The sequence below is a fragment of the Paenibacillus sp. FSL R5-0517 genome, assembly GCF_037974355.1.
Taxonomy (GTDB): domain Bacteria; phylum Bacillota; class Bacilli; order Paenibacillales; family Paenibacillaceae; genus Paenibacillus.
In genome coordinates, this window is the sequence record NZ_CP150235.1 from 274,691 (window position 1) to 298,374 (window position 23,684).

Consider the following 23,684-nt stretch of genomic DNA (forward strand, 5'->3'; position numbering starts at 1 on the left):
TAGATGATGTCTGAACGAATAAAAAAAGAAATGCAGGCATCCCATGGAAAACGGGTTCCGGCATATGTATGGGTGACCCTCGGGGTGACGCTGCTAACTTTGCTGCTTCATGCCATTGGCATGAGTGTTGATCTGGTTAACGTAGCGCTTGTATACCTGTTCCCCGTTCTGGTGAGTGCTGTGTATTGGGGAATGGGTCCCGCTGTATATGCCGCGAGTTTTAGTGTCATTATGTTTGACTTCTTTTTTGTACCGCCATATCTGAGCTTTACGGTCGAGGATTTGAGATATCTCATCTCTTTTGTCGTGTATCTTGCGGTGGCGATCCTGACAGCAAGTCTTGCAGGTCGGTTGCGACAACAACTGGAGATGGTAAAAGCACGTGAAGCCACAACTAACTCCCTGTACGCATTGAGTCGTCAGATGACAGCCATTACCGATCTGAATACGCTACAGGTGAATATAGCAACCCAGGTTTCGCTCACCTTGGGCAAACCAGCAGCGGTGTATCTTCCCGATGGTCAGGGGGACCTACTGGTTACAAGCTCTTCTTCACCCGTATCAGAAGGGGAGAAGGATAACTGGGGGGATGGAGAGTCGGAGATTGCCATTGCAAAATGGGTGTATCATCACGGACAGATCGCAGGTAAGGGATCATCCACTTTGCGGGAATCTCCCGGGCTATATGTACCTCTGCGCACAGAGGAGCAGATACATGGCGTGCTCGCCGTGAGCATGGAAGCTGGTGAGGTTCATGAGCAACAAGAACAGCTTCTTTTGTTGGAGGCATGCGGTGGACTGGCCGCAGGTGCCATTGCTCGAGTGAAGCTGGCGGAAGAGGCCCGGTTGGCGCAGATCACTGCCGAATCGGAGCGCATACGTACAGCGCTACTGGACTCTGTCTCTCATGAATTGCGTACGCCCTTAACTGCCATTATCGGCTCGGCTACGGGATTGTTGGAGAATGATACTCTTTTTACACCCGAGGATCGGAGAGAATTAACAGGCAACATTCGGGATGGGGCCTTGCGCATGAATCGTCTCGTCACGAATCTGCTGGGTATGGTTCGGCTGGAGAGCGGCATGTTGCAACTGAACCGGAAATGGTGTGACGTGGGAGACATAATTAGCGTTGTACTGACACAAGTTCGGGAATTCAGTCCGCATCACAACATTCAAGTTGAACTGCCTGATGATCCGGCCTTCATCTACGGAGATGAAGTCTTGCTGGAGCAGGTGCTGGTCAATATCGTCAGCAACGCCATCAAATATTCGCCTGATGAGAGCCAGATTATCATCACTGTGACGAGTAATAAGAGTCCAAGTCAATTGACGATCCAGGTAGATGATCAAGGTGTCGGTATACCGGAAGCGGAAAGAATACGTATATTTGATAAGTTCTATCGCTCAGAGTCTACTCGGCATGTGACAGGAACAGGGCTTGGTCTGGCGATCTGCAAAGGCATTGTGGAAGTCCACGGAGGTACCATTGTGGCAGAGCCGAATCCGGGCGGGGGAACGAGAATGCGCATAGAACTCCCCATGGAGGCCCACGGATCGCGGTTTCCCTATTCAGAACAAGGAGAGGTTGAAGAATAAGATGAATGCACCACTAGGGGCTCGCATACTGGTGATCGATGATGAGCCGCAGATTCGCAAATTGCTCAAGGTCACTCTTCAGGCACATCAATTCGAACTCCACGAGTGTGGGGAGGGCGCAGAGGGTGTTATTCAGGCGAGTATTGTACATCCGGATCTGATCATCCTTGATCTGGGTTTGCCAGGCATGTCTGGTATGGAGGTACTTCGCCGCATTCGCGAATGGTCACAAGTGCCCATTATCGTGCTGACAGCGAAGGATCAGGAGGGAGACAAAATTGCCGCGTTGGATGGTGGTGCAGATGATTATGTGACCAAACCATTCGGGATGGGTGAGTTGGTCGCCCGTATTCGGGTGGCGCTGCGTCATGTAGCCAAAACGACGGATGAGCCGATACTGCGCTTCGGATCACTCACAATTGATCTGGCCCAAAGGCAAGTCGAACTGGAGGGGACTTTGGTCAAATTAACACCAACGGAATATGAGATGCTGAAGGTGCTCGCCTCGAATGCGGGGAAGATCATCACCCAGCGTCAGCTTTTGCAGCAAGTATGGGGAGGGCATCATCATGAGTCCGACAGCCATTATCTTCGGGTATATGTGGGGCATCTGCGCAAGAAATTAAATGAAGATCCAACCAAGCCCCGATTTATTCAGACGGAGCCTGGCATTGGTTATCGCTTTTTGCTTCCTGCCGAATAAGGTTTAAGGGAGCGAGACATTTCATAATAGTGATGTGATGCACGCCTCAGCGAATGAGCGTTATTGAAGAGCAAAACACCGTCCCCTTTGGCTGCAAAGGAACGGTGCTTTTATATTATGACGTGTATTTTGGCAACCAATCGCCGTGAGCTTCAATCAGCTCATCACACATCGCTACGATGTCATCGATAGACAGCTCAGCAGCCGTGTGTGGATCAAGCATGGCCGCATGATAGATATGTTCCTTTTTGCTGGTGATTGCCGCTTCAATGGTCAGCAGTTGCGTGTTGATGTTTGTCCGGTTCAATGCCGCGAGTTGTGGAGGCAGATCCCCAATGTAGGTAGGACTGATTCCTGATCCATCGACCAGACAAGGTACTTCGACACATGCCTCACGCGGCAGGTTCGTAATCAGTCCGTTGTTCATGACGTTGCCGCCAATCTTGTACGGGTTATTCGTCTCCATGGCTTCAATAATATGCGATGCGTATTCACGGCTGCGGGTATGTTCAATATTTTCGCTGGCAAACAGCTTGGTACGCATTTCTTTCCAGCCTTCAATCTGGTTCACACAGCGGCGTGGATACTCATCCAGTGGAATGTTGAAGCGTTCAATCAGCTCCGGGTAATTCCGCTTGATGAAATAAGGGTGGTATTCGGCATTGTGTTCGGAGGATTCCGTTACATAATAGCCAAAACGCTGCATCAGTTCATAACGAACCATGTCATCATGCTGTTCTTGCTGTTTTTCCTTCGCCAGTCGTTTAATCTCAGGGTACAGGTCCTGCCCGTCTTTTGTAACTTCGAGCAACCACGCCATGTGGTTGATCCCTGCAATTTTAGCCACAACACCTGTCTGATCAATCCCCAGTGCATCAAACAGATGTGGTACACATACCTGCACACTATGACACAAACCTACGGTTTTGATCCCACCATGCACATTCATGACATTGGTAAGCACGGCCATCGGGTTGGTATAGTTCAGGAACCATGCATCCGGACACACTTCCTGCATATCCCGGGCAAAATCCAGCATGACCGGAATCGTCCGCAAATTACGGAAAATTCCACCGATACCTAGGGTATCTGCAATCGTTTGACGTAGTCCGTATTTTTTCGGAATCTCAAAGTCCGTAATGGTACATGGATCATATCCACCGACCTGGATGGCGTTGATGACATATTTGGCCCCGCGCAGCGCTTCTTTGCGGTCCTGATATACGTTCACGACGCAACGACTTCCGAGTGAACGGGCCAGACTGGTCAGCAAACGCTCTGAATCGCTCAGACGTTCAGCATCGATATCGAACAATGCCAGCTCAAAATCCTGAAGTGCTTCGGTCATCATGACATCACCCAATACATTTTTGACAAAGACGGTGCTTCCCGCACCGAGAAACGTAATTTTGTTCATCTTAAATTCAGCCTCCCTGAAAAATGTTGTACCCCAACTATAGGCCGATTCGGCACATATAACTATGGCTCAACCCCTCTCAAACATGGCATAATCCCATTTTTGTTTCCGTTTTCAACTAATATGTATGTCCTTTAGCTGTTATAATTTAATTAGACATACAGATGGTGAGCCTCGGAAGGAAACAAGGAGGGAGGGCATAAAATGAGAAAAATAGAGATGAATGTGGTAGCCACGGACTGGACACAGATGGAACTTGTCTTGTTGTTCTTCGGGTGGGAGGCGTGTGAACCCGCCCATTATTGGGGACCGGGTGTACGTGATTCCTATATTGTGCATTACATCCATGAAGGACGGGGCATCGTGTACATGGGGGACCAGGAATACAAGCTTAGCGAGGGACAGGGTTTTATCATTTTCCCGGATACGCTTATTCATTATGAGGCAGATCCCAAGGAGCCCTGGACGTATTCGTGGTTCGGCTTCAAAGGGGTACAAGCCAAAGCATTCATGCAACGTGCCCAACTGAGCCCGGAGCGCCCGATATATGATGTCCATGATACGATTACGATGGAACAGTTGTATACGGAGATGGTCCAAGCTTCCACGCGACCGGAAGGTGATGTGTTGAACCAGAGTCTCTTGTACCGCTTGATGGCAGAATTAATCTCTTCTTCACCTGTGAAGGAAGAGGTCGGGCAGCTCCTTTCAAACAAAGAAACATACATCCGGCAGGCGGTGCAATTTATGGAGAACAGGTACAGTCAGCGAACCTCCATACTGGATATTGCCCAAGCCGTGGGGCTGGATCGCACATATCTATCGGGATTATTCAAAGAGCGATATGGCATGTCGCTACAGTCATTTTTTCTGGAGTACCGTATGAATCGTGCTGCCGAACTTCTTCAGAATCCAGGGCTGTCGGTCAGTGAAGTGGCCCATTCTGTCGGTTATACGGACCCATTATTGTTTTCCAAGATGTTTAAGCGTGTGACGGGCGTATCTCCGAAGGGGTCGAGAATTCGCGATTAGACGCACCTAGTGTTTCAAATTTGAAAGAAAAGTTTTGATCATTAAACGTTGTCCCGCTATACTGATACAGAAGTGTAATTGAATATGTGGAACTTGGTGCTTTGCCCGTCAGGGTGAAAGCTTAATAGGGAAGTCCGGTGTAATACCGGCGCGGTCCCGCCACTGTAACAGAGGAGTTAGGTAGCGATAATCCACTGGTTTAGACCGGGAAGGAGCTGCAAGTGACGATGATTCTGGAGCCAGGAGACCTGCCAGGTTTAACAAACACAGTAGTACCCTACGGGAGATAGGAAGGTGTTTAGAGAGCATGATTTTTTCTGAAAATCTGTTTATTTAAGGCGTCCTCATCCAGTAACACGGAGAGGGACGCCTTTTTTGCTATGGACGGAGAACATCATGGCATATACATAAAGTTTTGGGGAAGGACGTTTGAACACGTGAGCAGATATATCATTAAACGATTAATGCAACTGGTAGTCGTATTGTTCGGCATCACGTTCCTGACGTTCCTGCTAACCTACCTGTCTCCTGGAGATCCAGCCAGACTTATGCTTATGTCTACAGGGGTAACGCCATCTGATGAGCTGGTCAGGCAGGTGAGGTCGGAGCTTGGATTGGACGAGCCCTTTCTCTATCGGTACGGGACTTGGTTGGGACAGGTGATGACTGGGGACTTCGGTACATCATATAAATACAATCGTCCAGTGCTGGACGTGCTGATGGCACGGCTCCCGGCAACGCTTTGGCTAACAGGAAGCGCCATGTTTCTGGTTATACTGGTTTCCTTTCCATTGGGGATGCTGTCGGCTGTCTATCGTAACCAATGGCTTGATCACGTCATTCGTCTGTTCTCTTTTGCCGGATTATCGATGCCCAGCTTCTGGTTGGGTATGTTGCTCATGTTGGTCTTCGGCGTACAGCTGAAGCTGCTGCCGGTGATGGGCAATTCCGGATGGTACAGCCTGATTCTACCTGCATGTACACTCGCGATTCCACTTGTTGCCCAGTACAGCAGACAGATTCGTGCGATCCTGCTTGAGGAGACAAGCCAGAACTATGTGATCGGAGCCAGATCCAGAGGTGTGAAGGAATCGATCATTATTTTTCGTCATATTCTTCCCAATGCCCTGCTGCCGATCGTTACCCTTATGGGTATGACAACAGGTGCTTTGTTAGGTGGTGCAGCGATTGTGGAAAGTTTATTTGTGTGGCCGGGTGTTGGACAGATGGCTGTAGATGCGATTTTCACAAGGGATTATCCGCTGATTCAGGGATATGTCATCTGGATGGCGATCATATATGTCGCCCTGAATCTGCTGGTTGATATATGGACTCATCTTCGTGATCCCCGAATCCGACTGGATGTGGATATATAGATGAGAGCCTTCAGACTGGTATTACTGCAGAATCGCTGGTTCACCTTCCTGCTGTCTCTGACCGCCTTCTGGATTATTCTTGCCATGGTTGCACCGCTGCTTGCACCACACGACCCACTTGCAACGAACTTTGCCAAAGTGTTGCAGCCATCCAGCGCCGAGTATCCTCTTGGAACCGATCAACTGGGCCGCTGTGTATTATCTCGTCTTCTGTACGGTGCACGTACCTCGCTGCTGCTCACCTTTATGATGATTGGCATCGTGTTTGTGTTAGGTGTAACGATTGGAGTCATCGCCGGTTTCGCTCGGGGGGTGACGGATATGGTGCTCATGCGCCTGTCTGATACATTAATGGCATTTCCGGGGCTTATTTTTGCGATCGCTGTGGTGGGGATGCTTGGGCCGGGATTGTTCAATACGGTTCTGGCACTGTCGGTTGTCTGGTGGGCGAAGTATGCAAGGATGGCCAGAAGCCTGGTGATTTCCCTTCAGCAAAAGGAGTATGTCGCTGCCGCTGCTTTCAGCGGAGCACGTAAAATACAGATCATCGGCAGGACGATCCTGCCCAATATGATGTCTCCAATCATCGTCATGGCGATGATGGATGTGGGAGGCATGATGCTGTCCATCTCGGGGTTGTCCTTTCTTGGGCTTGGCGCGCAGCCACCGAACCCCGAGTGGGGGGCCATGTTAAATGAAGGCAGAAGATATCTGCAGACTGCACCATGGCTGTTGGTTTATCCAGGTCTGGCGATATTCAGCACCGTCATTATTTTTAATTTACTGGGAGACAGTCTGCGAGATGTGCTTGATCCCAAGAAAAATACTGCTTAACTGGAGGAACCAGAATGAAGAGGAATTTTCAAAAATCAATGTTGCTCACCCTCATATCCATGTTGGTTGTGTTCTTGCTTGCAGCTTGTGGCACCGCCAATAATCCATCGACCTCGTCTGGTGCAATGGAGAAGTCGGCGGGTACGGACAAGGGTTCGACAAGTACACCAACTCATTTGAATGTGGCTCTGTTCTGGCTTGGCAGCAGTCTGGACCCGGCAGAAGAATGGAATGGCTGGACGCTGACGCGTGCAGCGATTGGGGAGACACTGATCCAGTTTGACGAGAATATGAAGCTGGTCCCTAAAATTGCAGATTCTTGGGAACGAGTGGATGACATGACTTGGCACTTTCATATTCGAGAAGGTGTAACTTTTCATAACGGAAATAAGGTAACTGCCGACGCGGTGAAAAAATCGATAGAACGTTCCATCGCGTTAAATGAAAGAGGACAAGCAACTGTGCCCGTAGCCTCAATGACTGCTGAAGGACAAGATCTGACGATTAGAACGAAAGAGCCTTATGCGTCCCTGCTTGGTAATATTGCCGAGCCACTGTTTGTCATTGTGGATACGAGTGCAGATACATCCAAATTCAAGATCAAGCCTATCGCCACGGGGCCATTTATGGTGACAGGTTATACGCCGGATCAGGAGATCCAGGTGAAAAAGTATGACGGGTACTGGGGCGGTGCGGCAGATGTAGACACATTGACGTTGAAATATATTAAGGATGATAGCACACGTGCCCTTGCCCTGCAGTCTGGAGAGATTGATGTAGCCAGTAACGTGGGACGTAGCAATTTGACGTTATTCCAGGACAAGAGTCAATACACCATTGATGAAATTCCTAGCCTGCGTACCCAGTTTGTATGGTTTAACACAACCAAACCGCTACTGAGTGATCCGGAGGTTCGCCGAGCGATTTCTTATGGTGTAGACCGGGAGATGTATGCCAATACGCTGGTGGGAGGTCAGGCGGCTAAAGGTCCATTTACCTCGGCGCTGCCTTTTGGATATGACAAGATCAAAGGGTATGGTTACGAACCGGAGAAAGCCAAACAGTTGCTGGATGGGGCTGGCTACAGGGATGCAGATGGCGATGGCATTCGTGAAAAAGATGGCAAGAAGCTGTCGCTACAGCTGATTCTGAACTCCGCTTACGAGTCTGATTCGATTGTGGCTGCTGCAATGCAGTCCCAGCTTAAAGAGATTGGCGTTCAAGTGGAGATGACCTCCTATGAGGATCTAACCGATCATCAGAAGAGCGGAAATTACGACCTCGCTTTGACCAGTATTAATACAGGCATCACGGGTGACCCGCAGTATATTCTGGATTTCTACTTCATGACGGGTGCGGAATGGAATGTGGGCGGATATAGCAATCCGAAGCTGGATGAGGTAATTACTCGTCTTCATTCCGAGTTTGACGTGGAGAAAAGGTATGCCCTTGCAGCAGAGGCACAGCAGATGATTCTGGATGATGCAGCCTATATGTTTTTGACCTATACCCCGATTAATATTGTAAGTAAAAGTACCGTGCAAGGCGCGACGATGTATCCCATCGACTTCTACCTGCTGGATCGTAATATTAAGGTTGGGCAGTAATGGAGCCCTTGCTTAGTGTCAATCATCTGTCCATAACCTACAAGGGGGATTCTCTGGCTCTACGGGACCTGTCCTTCTCCATGAATAAGGGAGAGATTATCGGGATTGTAGGTGAAAGTGGTAGCGGAAAGTCGACCCTTATTCGGGCTTTGCTTGGCTTGTTACCTGAAGGTGGTCAATACACCGGGGGAGTGATCTCTTTTCAGGATAAAGTGCTATTGCGTGATTCACAGTCTGATTGGGGCGGAGTACGCGGAAAGCGGATTGCTATGGTGTTTCAGGACAGTGGTTCCTATCTTAATCCCATTCGCAGCATCGGCAGTCAGTATATTGAAGCGATTCGAACTCATTTTACCTTGTCCAAAAAAGCAGCTTATACTCTGGCTGAGAGTATGCTCGCGGACATGGGACTGGATGATCCCGAACGGATTATGCGTTCCTACCCTTCGCAGCTTAGTGGAGGCATGAAACAGCGCACAGCGATTGCCATGGCGGTTACGATGGAACCAGAGCTTCTGCTTGCGGACGAGCCGACGAGTTCGCTGGATGTGACGACACAGAATGAAGTGATGAACCGATTGAGCGAACTTCGTTCCCGTCAAGGGACAGGCATGATTATCGTAACACATAACATTGCCGTTGCAGCGCATATGGCAGACCGAATTGGTGTGATGCAGGACGGTATATTGGTTGAGATGGGAGATACTTTCCGCGTCATATCCGATCCTCAGCATGAATACACTCGCAAGCTGCTGAGTGCTGTACCTGAATTGGAGGGAAATGTTCATGGCTCATAAGGGGTTACCGATTCTGGAACTGAGAAATCTGTGCAAAACCTATGAGTTAAAGGGACACAGGGCAGTGGATGCACTGAAATCTGTTCATTTGCAGCTGTATCCCGGGGAATGTCTGGGGATTGTCGGGGAGAGTGGTAGCGGGAAGAGCACACTGGCGAGATGTGTAACCCATTTGGAGCGAGTGACTTCAGGGCAGATTCAATATCGTCAACAGGATATTACTCGATTGAATGGGAATGTGTTACGCCAGCAACGAAAGCAGATTCAGATGGTCTTTCAGGAGCCTTCGGCTATCTTTAATCCGCGAATGAAGATTGGAGCTTTTATTCGGGAGCCACTCATTAATTATAAAGTAATGAAGGGCCAACAAGCGGATCGGGAAGTGTTCAGGCTGTTGGAACGGGTAGGATTATCTGCCGCTACGGCGGATAAATATCCGCATGAACTGAGCGGGGGAGAGCAGCAAAGAGCAGTCATTGCTCGTGCGATTGGAGTAGAGCCGGACATCATCCTGTTCGATGAAGCCACCTCGGCACTGGATGTTTCCATTCAGCAGCAGATCCTGGATTTGTTGGTGGAGTTGAGAAAGGAAACAGGAATCTCATCTATTTTCATATCGCATGATCTTGCAGTGGTCCAGCAAGTGAGCGACCGAATTGCCGTCATGTACCAGGGTGAGGTGGTCGAAGTTGTAGAGAGTTCACAGCTGGCTAGTTCAACGAATCATCCCTATACCCAGAGCCTGATGGCCTCGGTGTTGTCCGTGAGAGAAATGAAGTTTAAGATGCAGGAGCGGGACGAGGAACGGGAGCAAGAACAAGAGCAGGAGAAGGAGAAGGTTTTTCAGAAGGTTCTTTCAGGATAATACCAATGGCGGCTTTTCGTCATGGTCTGATTAGATTATATCAATAGAATGATGCGAAAAGGGTTACCCCAGAAGTTCACAGATGACTTTTAGGGTAACCCTTTTGTGGTATAACAGGAACGTTGTGTGTAGTTGGGACGTGATTGTTTTTTATTGGGTGATCCCGAACTAGTGTGGTACCTGGGATTGGAAATCATTCCGGCTGGACTGATCAGCATGGTAAAAGACAATATCACCATCCTTCAGAGGCCAGGTTCTGCCTTGGACGTCTGATGGCGTTTTGTTGAAACCTTCCATCTGCCACTGATTCATCAATGGTGCATGAATGTATTGCAGATGGGGTGTCTCTGTAGTTCCATTCCGCAAGCTCTCCATATTGAAGTTCACCACGATATAACCATTCTTCAGAAAAATATTCGATTTCTCATCCAGCTGATTCTGTCGGGCGAGGGGCTCCAGATCAATACCTTTTGGTACGGCATATACATCCGCAGGCAAGCTGTACTCCCCGTACCAGCGCTGGATTGCTGCATTAGCCCGGTCTACATTGACCCCGGAAGGAATGTCCGTTTTGGGTCCAATGAGTGTCCGAATTGGAGCAGACAGGATCATCCAGTCATAACGACCCACCCATGTTTTTTGATGGGAAGTCTGATCGACCAGGTGAACCATATGTTCCGCCAACGTACGCTGGTTGCGTTCTTCCGCTGACAGTTCATAAGTATACTGATAACGTGCGGTATCGCCTAACTCTGTGCCGGGAACATTCCGAAGACGTGAGTTCAGGACAACAAATCGTTTCTCCAGATCCTGTGCCGATCCAATGCGAATCAGGCGTTCCTGGCCTCGATGATAGTACAGATCTACTTCTTGCCGGGAAGAACCGTCTTTACTCACAAAAGCAAAAGTGGGTGTAATTCGAATACCATCCTGTTTGCCAAACATATTGCCCTTGGTCTTCAGATCGAACTTGAAATGGTACCCTGTCTTTACAGTTGCGTTAGCGAATCCCTGCACTGGATGGATTCCTGGTCGAATGGGTAATACAAATGGAGCCAGGTTACCCCGCGGATCACCATCGATGCTATTCATTCCAGCCCAGTAGCTAAGGCCCGTTGATTCGGGACTGCCCAGTCGCTTGCGAAATACATTTTCCCAGTTGTAATCAGAGATATCCGTGACGTGAAAATCATATAACCTTCCGATGACATCTACCGGCACGGTGTCTGCTGCAACATGATGCGCCAGATTAGTATTGGCATCCTGTTGCTCGGTAAAGTTTGCAGGCGCATTCTCTGCAATATTGCGGAATGTAATATGATATTTCCCTTCGTCTACCCACACAGGGAGATAGAATGTGGTATCCAGTTGATTGACCGGAATATCGACCCATGTCTTGGCGGGAATAAACTGACTCCGGTCTGCGTTGTAGACATCAAACGGGAATTGCACCTGTTTAATTCGAAAATATTTGGCATAGTCCCGATTCCCATAACCGGGATAACTTGCTGCATCCAAGTGCTGTCCTGATGTAGGGATTCGCACAATGAATGGACGTTCCAAAATGAGTGCGGCGCTGGTTGCGTCCGGTATCGTTTTCTGATTATGTGGCTGATCATCCGACACCCAGGCGTAGTTAACAACAGGGGTGTGAACTGTAACGGTGTTGATACCATTAATCGGCAATATTTTATTGGCACCACCGTTCACGTTACCGGGTAGCAAATCATAATAGATCTCGCCCGAACTCGTTGTGCTGGCTTTATTCAACAGGGAATTGCTGATCATGTTCCCCGGTTTGTACAAGACATCGCGACCAATCGTCGTTGGATTGGGAATGTTGGATGGCGTTGGTCCATCCTTGGTTGCTTCTACATCATTCATAATGGTTGTGTTGTTGAACTTCACCAAATCATTATTCACTTTACTTTGAGGTGTGTTTGTTTCAGCCATCCCTTTTAACCGTGATGTATCATCAGGTACACTGGGTGGAGAGTTCAAGCCTCCTGTAAGTTTGGGTGGAGCATATGAGATTGAAGTGGTTTGCCCTGGTCGTACATGGCTTTCTACGGATTCATCATTTTTAGACTCCAGTGTTGGTGGTGTGTAACCTGATGGATTCATCGTAACGGTCTCACCGGGCAAAGCGTAATTGTTCATGGTTGCTTTAGCGATCTTGTATACTTCCAAGTTATTAATTTTCCAGTAGGAGTAGTCTCTTGTGATTTGGAAGTTGTATGGCTTGGGTACCGTGTCGTTCGCAGGTACAGGTGTCCCTGGTCTACAACCATCATCATCACATTCCTCTGGTCCAGGTACTGTCCACTCTCTGTCGTACGAGATGGTGACATTACAGTTGTATGTAACTTTACCGCTCATTTTCGCCCAGGCATGTTTAAATAGATAATTGTCAGCAAAGGCATTTGTGTAGAGTGATTCGGAAGTAGGGATTCCTTTTAATACATTGAATGTCTCATTATCTCTGTTATCTGACTTAATAACTCCGTTGGCATTTGGATCGAGATCATTCATGCTCATGATGGTTCCACCTGAAGGTGGTCCAATCGTTGGTGTGCAACCTCCACCACCGCCCCCGTTACCGTCACCATCACCTCCAGGGCCCGGATCTTCTTCAACGCCAATGTTGGTTGTGGTAGTTAGCTCAAAATCATCCTTCTTCCACAATACGGTGATAGTTGTTGTTCCTCTGCTGACGGCTTGAACTAATCCGGAGTTACTAACCGTAGCGACACCAGGATTGGAAGATTCCCAAGTCGTTGTACCACCGCTGCCGGTATTCACATTGGTCTCTGCTCCAAAGTTTCCATCTCCATTTTTGGTTTTGACGGTTGCATTCAATTGTTTGGACTGGTTCAAGCTAAGTTGACCTCCAGCGGAGAGGTTGATCTCTTTGGTTATTTCAGCAACGGCCCGCCAATATAAATCTGTGTTGAATTGATAGTCAGCATTCCATTTGGAAGGGTAATATTCTTCCGTTTTGATAGGTGGAATAGCACCACCAATTTGAGTGGTGAATTTTGTGTTACGACCTGTAAATGATTCAACAGAAACCAAGATGGGCAGCCCTGGCTCATAGTAAGCTGTATTATCCATGTAGTGAGGTTCTTTAGATTTATCAGTTATTTCCGTAGAAGAATGTGCTTCACCTCCTTTATCAAAGTACTCAGTCGGAATATAAACATCTTTATTCAAATCAAGGTCAACACAGATTGTTGAAGATACCGGAAGATTTTTGGTGGGATCGTTTTCTAGCTCGATGTTATTGCACTGGCCATCAACCTTCCATTTTAGATTGTCAATTTGGTAAATATATACACCTATATTGGTTTTCTTTTTCCCTTCAACAGGGATCACCTTTTTTTGTGACTTCGCTGGTGTAGAAGGCTCCATATGGGATGTGTTTATTTCCGGTTTAATTCCAGGTCCTCCACCTGCAGAGGCCTGAGTTACTGATGATACAAGTAATACGAGTGATAACACGAACAACGCCATTTTTTTAACAGCTTTTTTTCCCTTCAAATATAATCCCTCTAATCTGTGGCTATTACGCTGTAAGCGGGTCCTTCTTTGGTCACAAGACTGACAGCAAAAGTAAGTTCTTTATCAAAATGTAAGAGTCCTCTACTCCAGTAGACTGGATTATTAACAGCGAATACACCTCTAGTTTTTGTGAAATCATTAATTACGGGACCAGCATATGCAGCAAAGGCTTTCGAAGTTGGAGAATTCATAGGATTAATTGTTGCTGAATTAAGTAAACTTCCCGCTTGTAGTGCATTCATGGTAGTACTTTTCACGTTCAATTCAAGTTCCGCAAAAGAATAATAAGCTCCTCGTACCAAGGTGTATCCCTCATCTACAAAAACCGGGTAATAAATACTCCTTTCAGAACCCTTTGCAAAGGTATTAACAATAATCCAATTTTTTATCTTGAGATCGGCATATTTAGTATCTGTAATAATATTTTTATTACGAACTTTCGAGAAGTCGTCTGTAACCTCACTGTAGTCAACGTCGGGTCCAACCTTTTTCTCAGGCGTTTTTTTGTAAGATGGCGCAATAATACTCAGATTCGTTCCCGTCAAGCCCACCGCTCGCAGCTCATTCAGCCCCTGAAAATCAGCAGGTTTTGTCTTCGCAACTGCTGCATAACGGGCGATCAATACAGCTACTTCAGCTCTTGTTGTCGTACGATCGACACCAAATGTTTTATCGTTTGCTACACTCATCAGTCCCGTTCCCAGTGCAACAGCGACTGCATTTTTTTGTGCGCTTGCGAGTTTACCTGTGAAATATTCCTTTGCAGGCACAACGGTGTTGGTCACATCAGAGAGTGCTTGTTTGTACTCAGGATCAACCACGGTTAGCCCTTGCGTCAGCCAAGTAGCCATCTCGCCTCGTTGAAGAGCACCTTGTGCATCCAATTTTCCCTTGTAATGAGAAGGGCTGATAAAACCTTTTGCAATAGCCGTAGAGACACCACTTTTTGCCCACTCAGGTATGTCCGTGAAATTATTTTGTTCCTGAGTCAATGCATTGGGCTGGTCGGATAAACGGCCCAGGATACTTGCCATTTCAGCTTTGGTAACCGGTGAACTTGGTTTAAATGTCCCGTCAGCATACCCCTTGAAATAACCTTGTTCCACGGCCGAATTAATCGCTGACGATGCCCAGTGTGTAGCCGGAACGTCTTTGAATGTAGTTGTAGCTTGTGCAGCTTCTACAGGATTGCCAATGGCTCCAAAACCTACGATCCCCCCTGTTAATATAGCCAATGCCGTTGCGCCGGAAATCATCATTTTTTTCATGAATCTTACTCCTCTCCATTGTCGTTTGTTGTATTTGGTATGTACGATTTAGGTTACTAGATACTAAATTTGTGATATTAATGAATATTCTACCATGTAATACTAGGCTGTTGGTATGATTTATCAATATGTTTTCTCCCCTCCACACCACTCTTACTAATTCTCCAGACCTATATTCCCTCAAAAAAACACAAAAAAAGGCCACGAATCCGCAGATTCATAGCCTTATGCTTTAAGGTCTTTAACATATGTAGTTCCTTCATAAACCATCAATACATCAAGAATACTCGATTTCCAAACATTTGAAAAGCCCATATCTTCTTATTCAATATAAAGTCAGGCTATCGGTGTTCCATTAGGCAATGTGCTATCTGGTGTGAGCAAGACTACATCGCCTTCACCCGGCACGCCGCCCAGCACAAGTACTTCAGAGACAAAACCCGCAATCCGGCGAGGTGGGAAATTAACTACAGCAACAACTTGTTTGCCGATGATCATGTCAGGCGTATATCGTTGGGTAATCTGAGCACTGGAGCGTTTAAGACCAAGTGGTCCGAAGTCAATTGTCATTTTAATAGCGGGTATGCGAGCTTTGGGGAAGGGTTCGGCTTCCACCACTGTACCAACCCGGATGTCATGCTGCATGAACTCTTCAAAAGTAGCCATAGGGAGAGATCTCCTTTCAATTATGGGATTATTATAAATGAATAATTAACAAAAAATCCAGATTACGCGGTATCGTAACCTGGATTTCTGTTGTGCTGCTTTGCAGCAAATTAAGCGCCGTTCCAATTTTCCCCGGTGAGATATTTCTCGGTGAGGATGGATAACATCTGAATACCTACTTCATTATGTCCGCCTTCTGGAATAATGATATCGGCATACTTTTTGGATGGCTCGATAAAAGCATCGTGCATCGGTTTTACCGTTTCGAGATATTGTTTGTACACGGATTGGATCGTGCGTCCGCGCTCTTCAATGTCCCGCAGTACTCTGCGCAGGATGCGCACATCGGAGTCGGTATCAACAAATACTTTGATGTCCATCAGACTGCGAAGATGTTCGTCAATCAGCACATGCAATCCTTCTACAATGACAATATGGTTCGGTGCCAGTTCAACCGTCTCATTGGCAGCACGATTATCTATGGTGAAGTCATATACGGGAGCATACGCCGCTTGGCCTTTTTTCAACAAAGTGAGATGCTCAATCAACAGATCATTATCGAATGCAAATGGGTGATCGTAATTGGTGAGTCGGCGTTGCTCAGGTGTGAGCTGCGACTGGTCTTTGTAATAATTGTCTTGGGATATAAACGTGACTTTACCTGATCCCAGACGGTCGATGACGGAGCGAGCTACCGTCGTTTTACCGGAGCCGGTTCCTCCGGCGATACCAATAATGAGCATGGTTGTTCCATAAGCCTCCCTAAAATGGCAGCATGATGAATGGATAAAAGCGCATCAGAAATCCTTCGTTCATGGCCTTTATCCACATGTCTGTCTCTGAATACACAATTCCTTCATTGTACCATAGCAGACGGCTTTTTTCATCTTGGTGCATGGACCATGTTTTGCCTTCAGGGGCTTTATGCTTGTTCATATTCATTTTACTGCATATCTTTGGATGATACTCCCCGTGGTGACTCCCATAGGGCCAGCAGGCGCTGTCCGATGGAACTTTTTGTGAACATATTCAGGATGACATAACCAAGAACACATCCTGTTGTATTGGCTATCAAATCGTTCAGATCGGTGCTGCGACCGTTGCCTAAGGTTGCTCGGAGCAGCAACTGTGTTATTTCGATGAGGAAACTTACGCTCAATCCTGCGAATGCTGCTGTTCGTATCGAGTGAATCCAAGGCTTGATGAAAGGAAGCATGAACCCCAGTGGCATAAACAGCACAATGTTGAGGAGAAAGCTTGGTGCATCTGCAGTCAGAAGCGGAATCCATTGAATGCTTTGATACCATGGGGTCTGATTGGCATAGATTCCGATGTTCACGTCGATAGGGAAAAATACAAAGTGCATAACGCTCAACATATATATGGAAAATGTGAGCATCGACACATATTGTCTGACCGTATATCTGGTTTTGCTCACCCTGGCATGGAGCATCAGGGCGAGCAGGACCAGAACGAATAATGGACCAAGTACGATGGGAGATGAGATTGAATATTGGATGGACATGCGATGGCTCCTTCACCAGGAAATGAGATCAGGCTATTGAAGCTGAATCTTCATTTCCATTCCCTTGATGAATTGAGTGTCTTTAACCTCTTCCGTAAAATCATCCTTGATCTTGAAAGGTTTCACTATCAGATATTTTACATCCTTGGCAGTTGTGGCATATATGCGTTCCGATTTCAGTTGGTTCCCCTCGTATAGACCTTCGCCGCTGAGAGCGGTTAGCTGCCGCCCCTGATCATCATAGACGGCGAATCCGATGTGACGCAGCTGTTCTTCCTCTTTTGCCGTAAGTGTACTCTTATCGTTCAACCCAATCACGGTAGTTAAGCGGGTGGTGACAGGGGTAACCTCCGCTTCCGTAACAGCGGCTGTATACACATCGTTGGTCATGGCTGTGTTAGGCAGAACCTGATGAACGTTTTCTGTTGATTTGGCAAAAGGAACCGTCAACTCGAACTCATGATCGATGCCTTGCAACGTCAATTGAACCTTCGCCTCGAACTGATCCGGCAATTGTGCCGTTCCCTGATCGGAGGAAATGACCTGCTCAAAGAGCAGTGTATTCGGCTGCGTTTCTCCTACCGAACTATAGAACATACCGCTATCCGAGAGGGACCCGTCGACTTTGAAAAAGACATTCTCAATACCACTGCTCAGTTTCACAATGTCCTTGCCATTGTCATATTCACCCTGATTCAGATTCGGCGCAGTGAAATGAACCAGGAATGCAGCACGGGTACCATCATAAACCGTTTCAAGGACTTCCAGCTTCACATCCTGGTAAGCGACCTTGCTGTTAACAGGGGTAGTCAAGCCGTCGTTGCCCGCCGTTCGCAGACCCATATCGGCTTCGATTGAGCTGAAGAGGCTTCCTACAAGTGGGATGTTGCGCAAGGAGGCGGCCATGGCCGGTGACACAAAGCCGGATGCAAATACGGTCACGCCCAATACTCCGGCTGCGATCGTCGCAGCTGCAGCCTTGTTCCATCGCTTGTTCCGGCGACTGGAGCGCAAATTTTGTTCGGTTTTTAATGTGTTTGGGGAAGCCGGCAGAGAGTCCAGTGTGGCATCAATCCGGTTACGCACAAGTTCAGACATCAGAGGACGCTCCTTCGCTTGGTTCTTTAATTCCTGATCGATATTAAACGGGTTTGACATGTAAGTTTACCTCCCGAAAATTTTTGAATTTTTGATATAACTCCTGCCTTGCCCGAGTAAGTCTCATTTTCACTGCACTTTCGGAAATATTCAGCGCATCGGCGACTTGACGCAGGGATAGGTCCTCAAAATAATGCAAAACGACTACAATTCGTTTCGATTCCTCCAGTCGGTCTACTGCTTCTCGCATATCGACCTCATCGTAGGGACTAGAATGCTCCCGCTTTTCTGAAGGTACCTCCGCATAAGCGGTGGATAGAGAGCGGCGGGACAGGATCGTGTTGCATTCATTGATGAGGATCCGAAACAGCCAGGTTTTGAAATACCGGGGTTCCCGGAGCGTGGGCACCGATTTATATGCGTTCAGAATGGTCTCCTGAATGGCATCGGCCACGTCCTCCTCTTTTCGCAGCATGGATTTTGCTGTATTGTACAAAGCGTTCTCAATGTCTCGAATAAGCCGGATAAAGGCTTCACGATCTCCTTGGATGGCCTGGTTAACGAGATCGGTTGAATCCATGGATAACAGCTCCTTTCGTATTGGGAGGAATGAAGTCAGCACTTGGCTGGTTTTGATATGAATTAGACTGGCGGGCGGGGCATATGGTCACATTTTCTTTTTATAATTTTTAAAAAAGAGCGTTGTTATATATGACGTATCGGTTCTCTACGATCCCTTCAATGCTAAGAAAGGTTGATTTATCCTGAAGATTGCATGATTGACTTTTTCAAAAACAGCACTATAATAAACTTATATTCATAACACGGACTGTTACTGGGGAAACCAGGCATGACCGAATTCGATTGCTTAACTGTAATCGCTTTCGGTCTTTTTTTATTTTTGTTGGGGGGTGAGAACATTGAAGGTTATCAAGAAAGTAAACAATAACGTGGCCATTGCTATTAATGAACATAACGAAGAGGTATTTGTTGTAGGTAAGGGTGTAGGATTTCTGAAAACGCCTTATGAGCTGACGGAGACGGACTTGGTGGAAAAAATATTCGTAGCTCCGAAGAACATTCGGATGTATGATCTGCTGAACAGTATTCCAATTGAGGATATTTATCTCGCGGAGGAAGTCATCAAGCTGGGCAGTCAGATCCTGAATAAAACATTTAACCCGAATCTGCTTCTCACCCTGTCTGACCATATCAGTTTTGCATTAACCCGAACCAAAGAAGGCATCCGTATCAAAAATCCGCTGGAATGGGAAGTGCGGACACTCTATCCGGACGAGACCCGGGTGGGGGAGGCTGCGCTGAAGCTGATTCAGGAAAAAACGGATATCGCTCTGCCGACAGCCGAAACAACACTGATTGCTCTGCATTTTGTTAATGCCCAGGTGGGCTCTGGAGAGATGAGTGATACCACCAAGGTAACCACAGTTACGGGCGAGATCCTGTCCGTGATCAAGTATGCGCTCAAAATTGACTTTCAAGAGGATTCCATCCATTTCATGCGTTTTGCCACACATATTCGGTATTTCATTCTGAGGCAGATGAGCGGTAAATCGCTCAAAGACGAGAATGAATCGCTTTTCCTGATGGTGAAGGAGAAGTTTCCGAAGGAACTCGCTTGTGTGGAGAAGATTGCGGATTTCCTGAAAAATAACTATGGCTGGACCTGTTCGGATGATGAAAAATTATATTTGATTTTGCATATTCAACGATTGATCTCAAATGAACCAACGGAATGAACTAGTGAAGGAACTAACCGAATAATCCATATTGGACTGTTACTGATTCGATCAGGCATGACCAAGCGTAGGGAATGACGATTCCCCGGCTTGGTCATTTTTTATATATCCAATTTATTGATGTAGAGGAGAAGAGTCATGAACAACAAAGAATTGGCTAAAAACGTACTTGATCTCGTTGGCGGCGAGCAAAATATATCGGGTCTGACACACTGTGCAACCCGTTTGAGATTTGTACTGAAGGATGATCACAAAGCAGACCTCAAGGCGCTGGATCAGCTCGAAGGCGTGCTTAAGGCACAGAATTCCGGGGGGCAGATTCAGGTTGTCATCGGTGCCAGGGTAGATGCAGTCTACAGTGAAATGAAAAATCTTACCTCTGACCATATTGGCGAACTTATGGAGTCTGCAGATAGTGGACCGAAAAAGAGACGTAACCCCGTCAATGTCGTGCTTGAAACCATTGCAGGTATCTTCACGCCTGTTCTGCCAGCACTCGTTGGTTGCGGGATGATCAAATGTTTAGCCACCGTTATAACTGCCATGGGTTACTTGGAAGGCTCTGGATTCCTAACGATCATTAACATGATCGGGGACTGTATTTTCTACTTCATGCCATTCTTCCTGGCAGTTAGTGCAGCAAACCGTTTCAAAACGAATCCCTATTTGGCGGTAGCTCTCGCTGCGGGACTCATGCATCCAACCATTTTGAACGCTGCGGCTCAGATTGCTGAGACGGGTGTAAACCGTATTGATTTTCTCGGCTTGCCGATTCTGTTGATGAAATATTCCTCTTCCGTCATTCCAATCATTTTGGCGGTATGGATTATGAGTTATGTGTATCCAATCGTCAATCGAGTGATTCCCAAGTTTCTACAGGTCCTGCTTACCCCAATGATTGTTTTGTTCATTATGATTCCAGTGGAACTAATCGTGCTTGGTCCAGTAGGTTCATATATCGGTGACTGGTTGACCAATGGCATTAATTCATTGTTCTCAACCGCAGGTGTCCTTGCTGGTGCGATTCTTGGATTTTTCAAACCGATTATGGTCATGTTCGGTATGCACTATGCCATCATGCCTATTCAGGTTCAACAAGTGGCTACACTGGGTGCAACCGTGCTGTTACCAACGGCACTGGCAGCGAATTTGGCTCAGGCTGGAGCAGCCTTCGGTGTGTTTGTACTGACAAAGAGCAAAACGATGAAATCAGCGGCTGCTTCGAGTGGATTCACCGCGTTGTTCGGGATCACCGAGCCGGCGATCTATGGTGTAACACTCAAATATAAACGTCCTTTTTTCGCAGGTTGTCTTGCAGGTGGATTAGTCGGTGGATTCTACAGCTTGGTGCATACCACAGCGAACGCTATTTCACTTCCAGGTGTATTGGCAATTGGTACGTATTCATCTGATCGTTACATGTATGTTGTTATTGGTTGTATTGCCGCCGTTGTACTCGGTTTTGTCTTCACGCTGATGGCAGGCATCAAGGAAGATGCAGAAGGAGCCAAGTTGAAGCAGCAAACCACTGGTGGAGTAAATAGCAATCCAACCGTTGCTGCCACAGAGGTAACTCCAGCATCCGCATCAACACAGACATCCACATCTGCTGACATGCTTATCGTTAGTCCGATGACAGGGGAGATCAAACCGATCTCTGAAGTGGAAGATCAGGCATTTGCCCAAGAGTTAATGGGTAAAGGTATTGCGATTGTTCCGACAGATGGCAAGGTATATGCTCCATTTGACGGAGTAGTCGAGGCCCTTTATCGTACCAAACATGCCATCGGATTGAAGGCGGCGAATGGTGTCGAGATCCTCATTCATATCGGGGTAGACACCGTCAGCCTCAAAGGCAAATATTTTACCGCCCATATCGAACAGGGACAGACCATCAAGGCTGGCGATTTATTGGTAGAGTTTGATCCAGAGGGCATTACGACAGCAGGTTATAACACCATTACATCCATTGTGGTGACCAACATGCAACAGTATGGGGACGTGCTGACTACAGCGACCAGCGGCCCGATCCGGGAGAGTGAGGCGCTGATCAAGCTAATCCCCTAGAACGTTAAATAAACCATTTAAACAACACGTAATAACAGGAGGAAACTAAAATGACTCATTCTAATTTTCCAAAAGATTTTTTGTGGGGCGGGGCGCTTTCTGCCTGTCAGGCTGAAGGTGCTTATAATGTTGATGGCAAGAGCCTAACCATTCCAGAAGTGATGAAGTTTAATGAGAAGAACGACCGCAAGGTGACCAAGCAGATCAGGGTGAATTGGGAGATGATTGAAGAGGCCAGGAATGACCCGGATACGATTAAATATCCAAAGCGCCGGGGGATTGATTTCTATCATTCTTTCCGTGAAGATATCGCCTTGTTCGCCGAGATGGGCTTCAAAGTATTCCGTTATTCCATTTCATGGGCCAGAGTATTTCCAGGTGGCGACGATGCTGCTCCGAATGAAAAGGCACTGGAGTTCTATGATCAGGTTATTGATGAATGTCTAAAACAGGGCATGGAGCCCCTGATTACCATCAGCCACTTTGATACACCGATTGTACTGATGGACAAGTTCGGAGGATGGTACAACCGCAAGTTGATTGATCTATATGTAAACTATTGTGATGTGCTGTTCAAGCGCTACAAGGGCAAAGTGAAATATTGGGTGACGTTCAACGAGATCAACATGAGCGTGAAGGCATCGGCCAAGACGCTGGGAATCATTGATTATGATGCGCCGAATTATGAGGAAATGCTGTTCCAAGGGCTGCACCATCAATTTGTAGCAGCGTCCAGAGCAACCAAGATGGCTCATGAGATTGATCCGAATAACCAGATCGGAAGTATGGTGGCTTATTTTACAACGTACCCGTACACATGCAAGCCGGAGGATGCACTTCAGATGCAGCAGGATGATCAGATGAAAAATCAATTCTATCTGGATGTGCTCAATAAAGGCGAGTATCCTTATTATAGTAAAACGTATTTCAAAAATAAGCAGATCCAGTTGAACATCGAGGACGGTGATCTGGATAATATTCGCGCACATACAGCTGACTTCGTGGGGATGTCGTATTACAACTCCATGATATCCAGTAGTGATACCGAACAACTTGAATTAACAGCCGGGAACGTACACAGTGTCTACAAAAACCCGCATTTGCCTGCAAACGAGTGGGGTTGGCAGATTGATCCCATTGGCCTGCGGTATACGTTGAATCTCGTCTATGATCGATATCAAAAACCGGTCTTCATTCTGGAGAACAGCTCAGGCTTCTACGACAAGCTGAATGAGGACGGAACGATCAACGACCCCTACCGAATTGATTTTCTGAGCAAACATATTGAACAGATGGGACTCGCCATTGCGGATGGGGTCGAAGTATTGGGTTACACGATGTGGGGACCCATTGACATGATCAGTTCAGGGACTTCCGAGATGAGCAAACGGTACGGATTTATCTACGTGGATCAGGATGATTACGGTAATGGTACGCTGCAAAGATATCGGAAGGATTCGTTCTTCTGGTATCAGAATGTGATCCGTACCAACGGAGCAGAACTGTAACAGG

At 47.0% G+C, this 23,684-nt stretch carries 20 protein-coding genes and 1 riboswitch; of the genes, 11 read left to right on the forward strand and 9 right to left on the reverse strand.

All coding sequences use genetic code 11. The features are described 5' to 3' along the window. Positions 1 to 3: 3 nt before the first annotated feature. Together MKX40_RS01245 and MKX40_RS01250 are read left to right on the forward strand one after the other, a co-directional pair. Positions 4 to 1,599 (forward strand): ATP-binding protein, encoded by a 1,596-nt coding sequence (locus MKX40_RS01245; protein ID WP_339239091.1) that lies wholly within the window; start codon positions 4 to 6, stop codon positions 1,597 to 1,599. 1 nt (position 1,600) lies between these two features. Next, a complete protein-coding gene (locus tag MKX40_RS01250) occupies positions 1,601 to 2,302 on the forward strand; it encodes a response regulator (RefSeq protein ID WP_339239092.1) in 702 nt (233 codons plus the stop codon). Positions 2,303 to 2,417: 115 nt separating this feature from the next. On the opposite strand, the gene MKX40_RS01255 is transcribed toward MKX40_RS01250, so the two are convergent. Then, positions 2,418 to 3,719: an alpha-glucosidase/alpha-galactosidase gene (locus tag MKX40_RS01255; RefSeq protein WP_339239093.1), complete on the reverse strand. Its 1,302-nt coding sequence runs from the start codon at positions 3,717 to 3,719 to the stop codon at positions 2,418 to 2,420. Between the two features lie 204 nt (positions 3,720 to 3,923). On the opposite strand from MKX40_RS01255, the gene MKX40_RS01260 reads away from it, so the two are divergent. From MKX40_RS01260 to MKX40_RS01285, 6 genes are all read left to right on the forward strand, one after another. Continuing rightward, on the forward strand, positions 3,924 to 4,751 hold the full coding sequence (locus tag MKX40_RS01260; RefSeq protein ID WP_339239094.1) for an AraC family ligand binding domain-containing protein: 828 nt from the start codon (positions 3,924 to 3,926) through the stop codon (positions 4,749 to 4,751). 77 nt (positions 4,752 to 4,828) lie between these two features. Further along, a riboswitch (cobalamin riboswitch) is annotated at positions 4,829 to 5,022 on the forward strand. A 166-nt stretch (positions 5,023 to 5,188) separates the two neighbouring features. Further along, the gene (nikB, locus tag MKX40_RS01265; RefSeq protein ID WP_339239095.1) at positions 5,189 to 6,127 is read left to right on the forward strand and encodes a nickel ABC transporter permease; all 939 of its coding nucleotides are present in this window, start codon (positions 5,189 to 5,191) and stop codon (positions 6,125 to 6,127) included. After that, positions 6,128 to 6,961: a nickel transporter permease gene (nikC, locus tag MKX40_RS01270; RefSeq protein ID WP_339239096.1), complete on the forward strand. Its 834-nt coding sequence runs from the start codon at positions 6,128 to 6,130 to the stop codon at positions 6,959 to 6,961. A 14-nt stretch (positions 6,962 to 6,975) separates the two neighbouring features. Beyond that, the gene (locus tag MKX40_RS01275; RefSeq protein WP_339239098.1) at positions 6,976 to 8,568 is read left to right on the forward strand and encodes an ABC transporter substrate-binding protein; all 1,593 of its coding nucleotides are present in this window, start codon (positions 6,976 to 6,978) and stop codon (positions 8,566 to 8,568) included. After that, positions 8,568 to 9,365: an ABC transporter ATP-binding protein gene (locus tag MKX40_RS01280; protein ID WP_339239099.1), complete on the forward strand. Its 798-nt coding sequence runs from the start codon at positions 8,568 to 8,570 to the stop codon at positions 9,363 to 9,365. The genes MKX40_RS01275 and MKX40_RS01280 overlap by 1 nt, the downstream gene beginning before the upstream one ends. Further along, complete coding sequence (locus tag MKX40_RS01285; RefSeq protein ID WP_339239100.1) at positions 9,355 to 10,230, forward strand: dipeptide/oligopeptide/nickel ABC transporter ATP-binding protein; 876 nt, start codon at positions 9,355 to 9,357, stop codon at positions 10,228 to 10,230. The genes MKX40_RS01280 and MKX40_RS01285 overlap by 11 nt, the downstream gene beginning before the upstream one ends. A 168-nt stretch (positions 10,231 to 10,398) precedes the next feature. Here the strand turns inward: MKX40_RS01285 and MKX40_RS01290 are convergent, their stop codons facing one another. The 8 genes from MKX40_RS01290 to MKX40_RS01325 all read right to left on the reverse strand — a co-directional run bounded on the left by MKX40_RS01290 (position 10,399) and on the right by MKX40_RS01325 (position 18,928). Next, positions 10,399 to 13,344 carry a DUF5704 domain-containing protein gene (locus tag MKX40_RS01290; RefSeq protein ID WP_339239101.1) on the reverse strand — a complete coding sequence of 982 codons (2,946 nt, stop codon included), beginning with the start codon at positions 13,342 to 13,344 and terminating at the stop codon, positions 10,399 to 10,401. Positions 13,345 to 13,781: 437 nt separating this feature from the next. After that, positions 13,782 to 15,059, reverse strand: coding sequence for an S-layer homology domain-containing protein (locus MKX40_RS01295; RefSeq protein WP_339239102.1), 1,278 nt, complete (start codon positions 15,057 to 15,059; stop codon positions 13,782 to 13,784). A 336-nt stretch (positions 15,060 to 15,395) separates the two neighbouring features. Further along, positions 15,396 to 15,725: a chaperone CsaA gene (gene csaA, locus MKX40_RS01300; protein WP_339239103.1), complete on the reverse strand. Its 330-nt coding sequence runs from the start codon at positions 15,723 to 15,725 to the stop codon at positions 15,396 to 15,398. 110 nt (positions 15,726 to 15,835) lie between these two features. Continuing rightward, positions 15,836 to 16,468, reverse strand: coding sequence for a uridine kinase (udk, locus tag MKX40_RS01305; RefSeq protein WP_017691162.1), 633 nt, complete (start codon positions 16,466 to 16,468; stop codon positions 15,836 to 15,838). A gap of 19 nt (positions 16,469 to 16,487) precedes the next feature. Next, positions 16,488 to 16,661 (reverse strand): hypothetical protein, encoded by a 174-nt coding sequence (locus MKX40_RS01310; protein WP_339239104.1) that lies wholly within the window; start codon positions 16,659 to 16,661, stop codon positions 16,488 to 16,490. Between the two features lie 7 nt (positions 16,662 to 16,668). After that, complete coding sequence (locus MKX40_RS01315; RefSeq protein ID WP_339239105.1) at positions 16,669 to 17,250, reverse strand: VanZ family protein; 582 nt, start codon at positions 17,248 to 17,250, stop codon at positions 16,669 to 16,671. Positions 17,251 to 17,283: 33 nt separating this feature from the next. Then, complete coding sequence (locus MKX40_RS01320; RefSeq protein ID WP_339239106.1) at positions 17,284 to 18,408, reverse strand: DUF4179 domain-containing protein; 1,125 nt, start codon at positions 18,406 to 18,408, stop codon at positions 17,284 to 17,286. Beyond that, entirely contained in the window at positions 18,392 to 18,928 is a 537-nt protein-coding gene (locus MKX40_RS01325; RefSeq protein ID WP_339239107.1) for a sigma-70 family RNA polymerase sigma factor, read from the reverse strand. The genes MKX40_RS01320 and MKX40_RS01325 overlap by 17 nt, the downstream gene beginning before the upstream one ends. Positions 18,929 to 19,259: 331 nt before the next feature. On the opposite strand from MKX40_RS01325, the gene MKX40_RS01330 reads away from it, so the two are divergent. The 3 genes from MKX40_RS01330 to MKX40_RS01340 all read left to right on the forward strand — a co-directional run bounded on the left by MKX40_RS01330 (position 19,260) and on the right by MKX40_RS01340 (position 23,680). Beyond that, the gene (locus MKX40_RS01330) at positions 19,260 to 20,105 is read left to right on the forward strand and encodes a PRD domain-containing protein (RefSeq protein ID WP_311768645.1); all 846 of its coding nucleotides are present in this window, start codon (positions 19,260 to 19,262) and stop codon (positions 20,103 to 20,105) included. A 138-nt stretch (positions 20,106 to 20,243) separates the two neighbouring features. Continuing rightward, positions 20,244 to 22,172 (forward strand): beta-glucoside-specific PTS transporter subunit IIABC, encoded by a 1,929-nt coding sequence (locus tag MKX40_RS01335; protein ID WP_339239109.1) that lies wholly within the window; start codon positions 20,244 to 20,246, stop codon positions 22,170 to 22,172. A gap of 50 nt (positions 22,173 to 22,222) precedes the next feature. Further along, positions 22,223 to 23,680 (forward strand): family 1 glycosylhydrolase, encoded by a 1,458-nt coding sequence (locus tag MKX40_RS01340; protein WP_339239110.1) that lies wholly within the window; start codon positions 22,223 to 22,225, stop codon positions 23,678 to 23,680. The last annotated feature ends 4 nt before the right edge of the window (positions 23,681 to 23,684 follow it).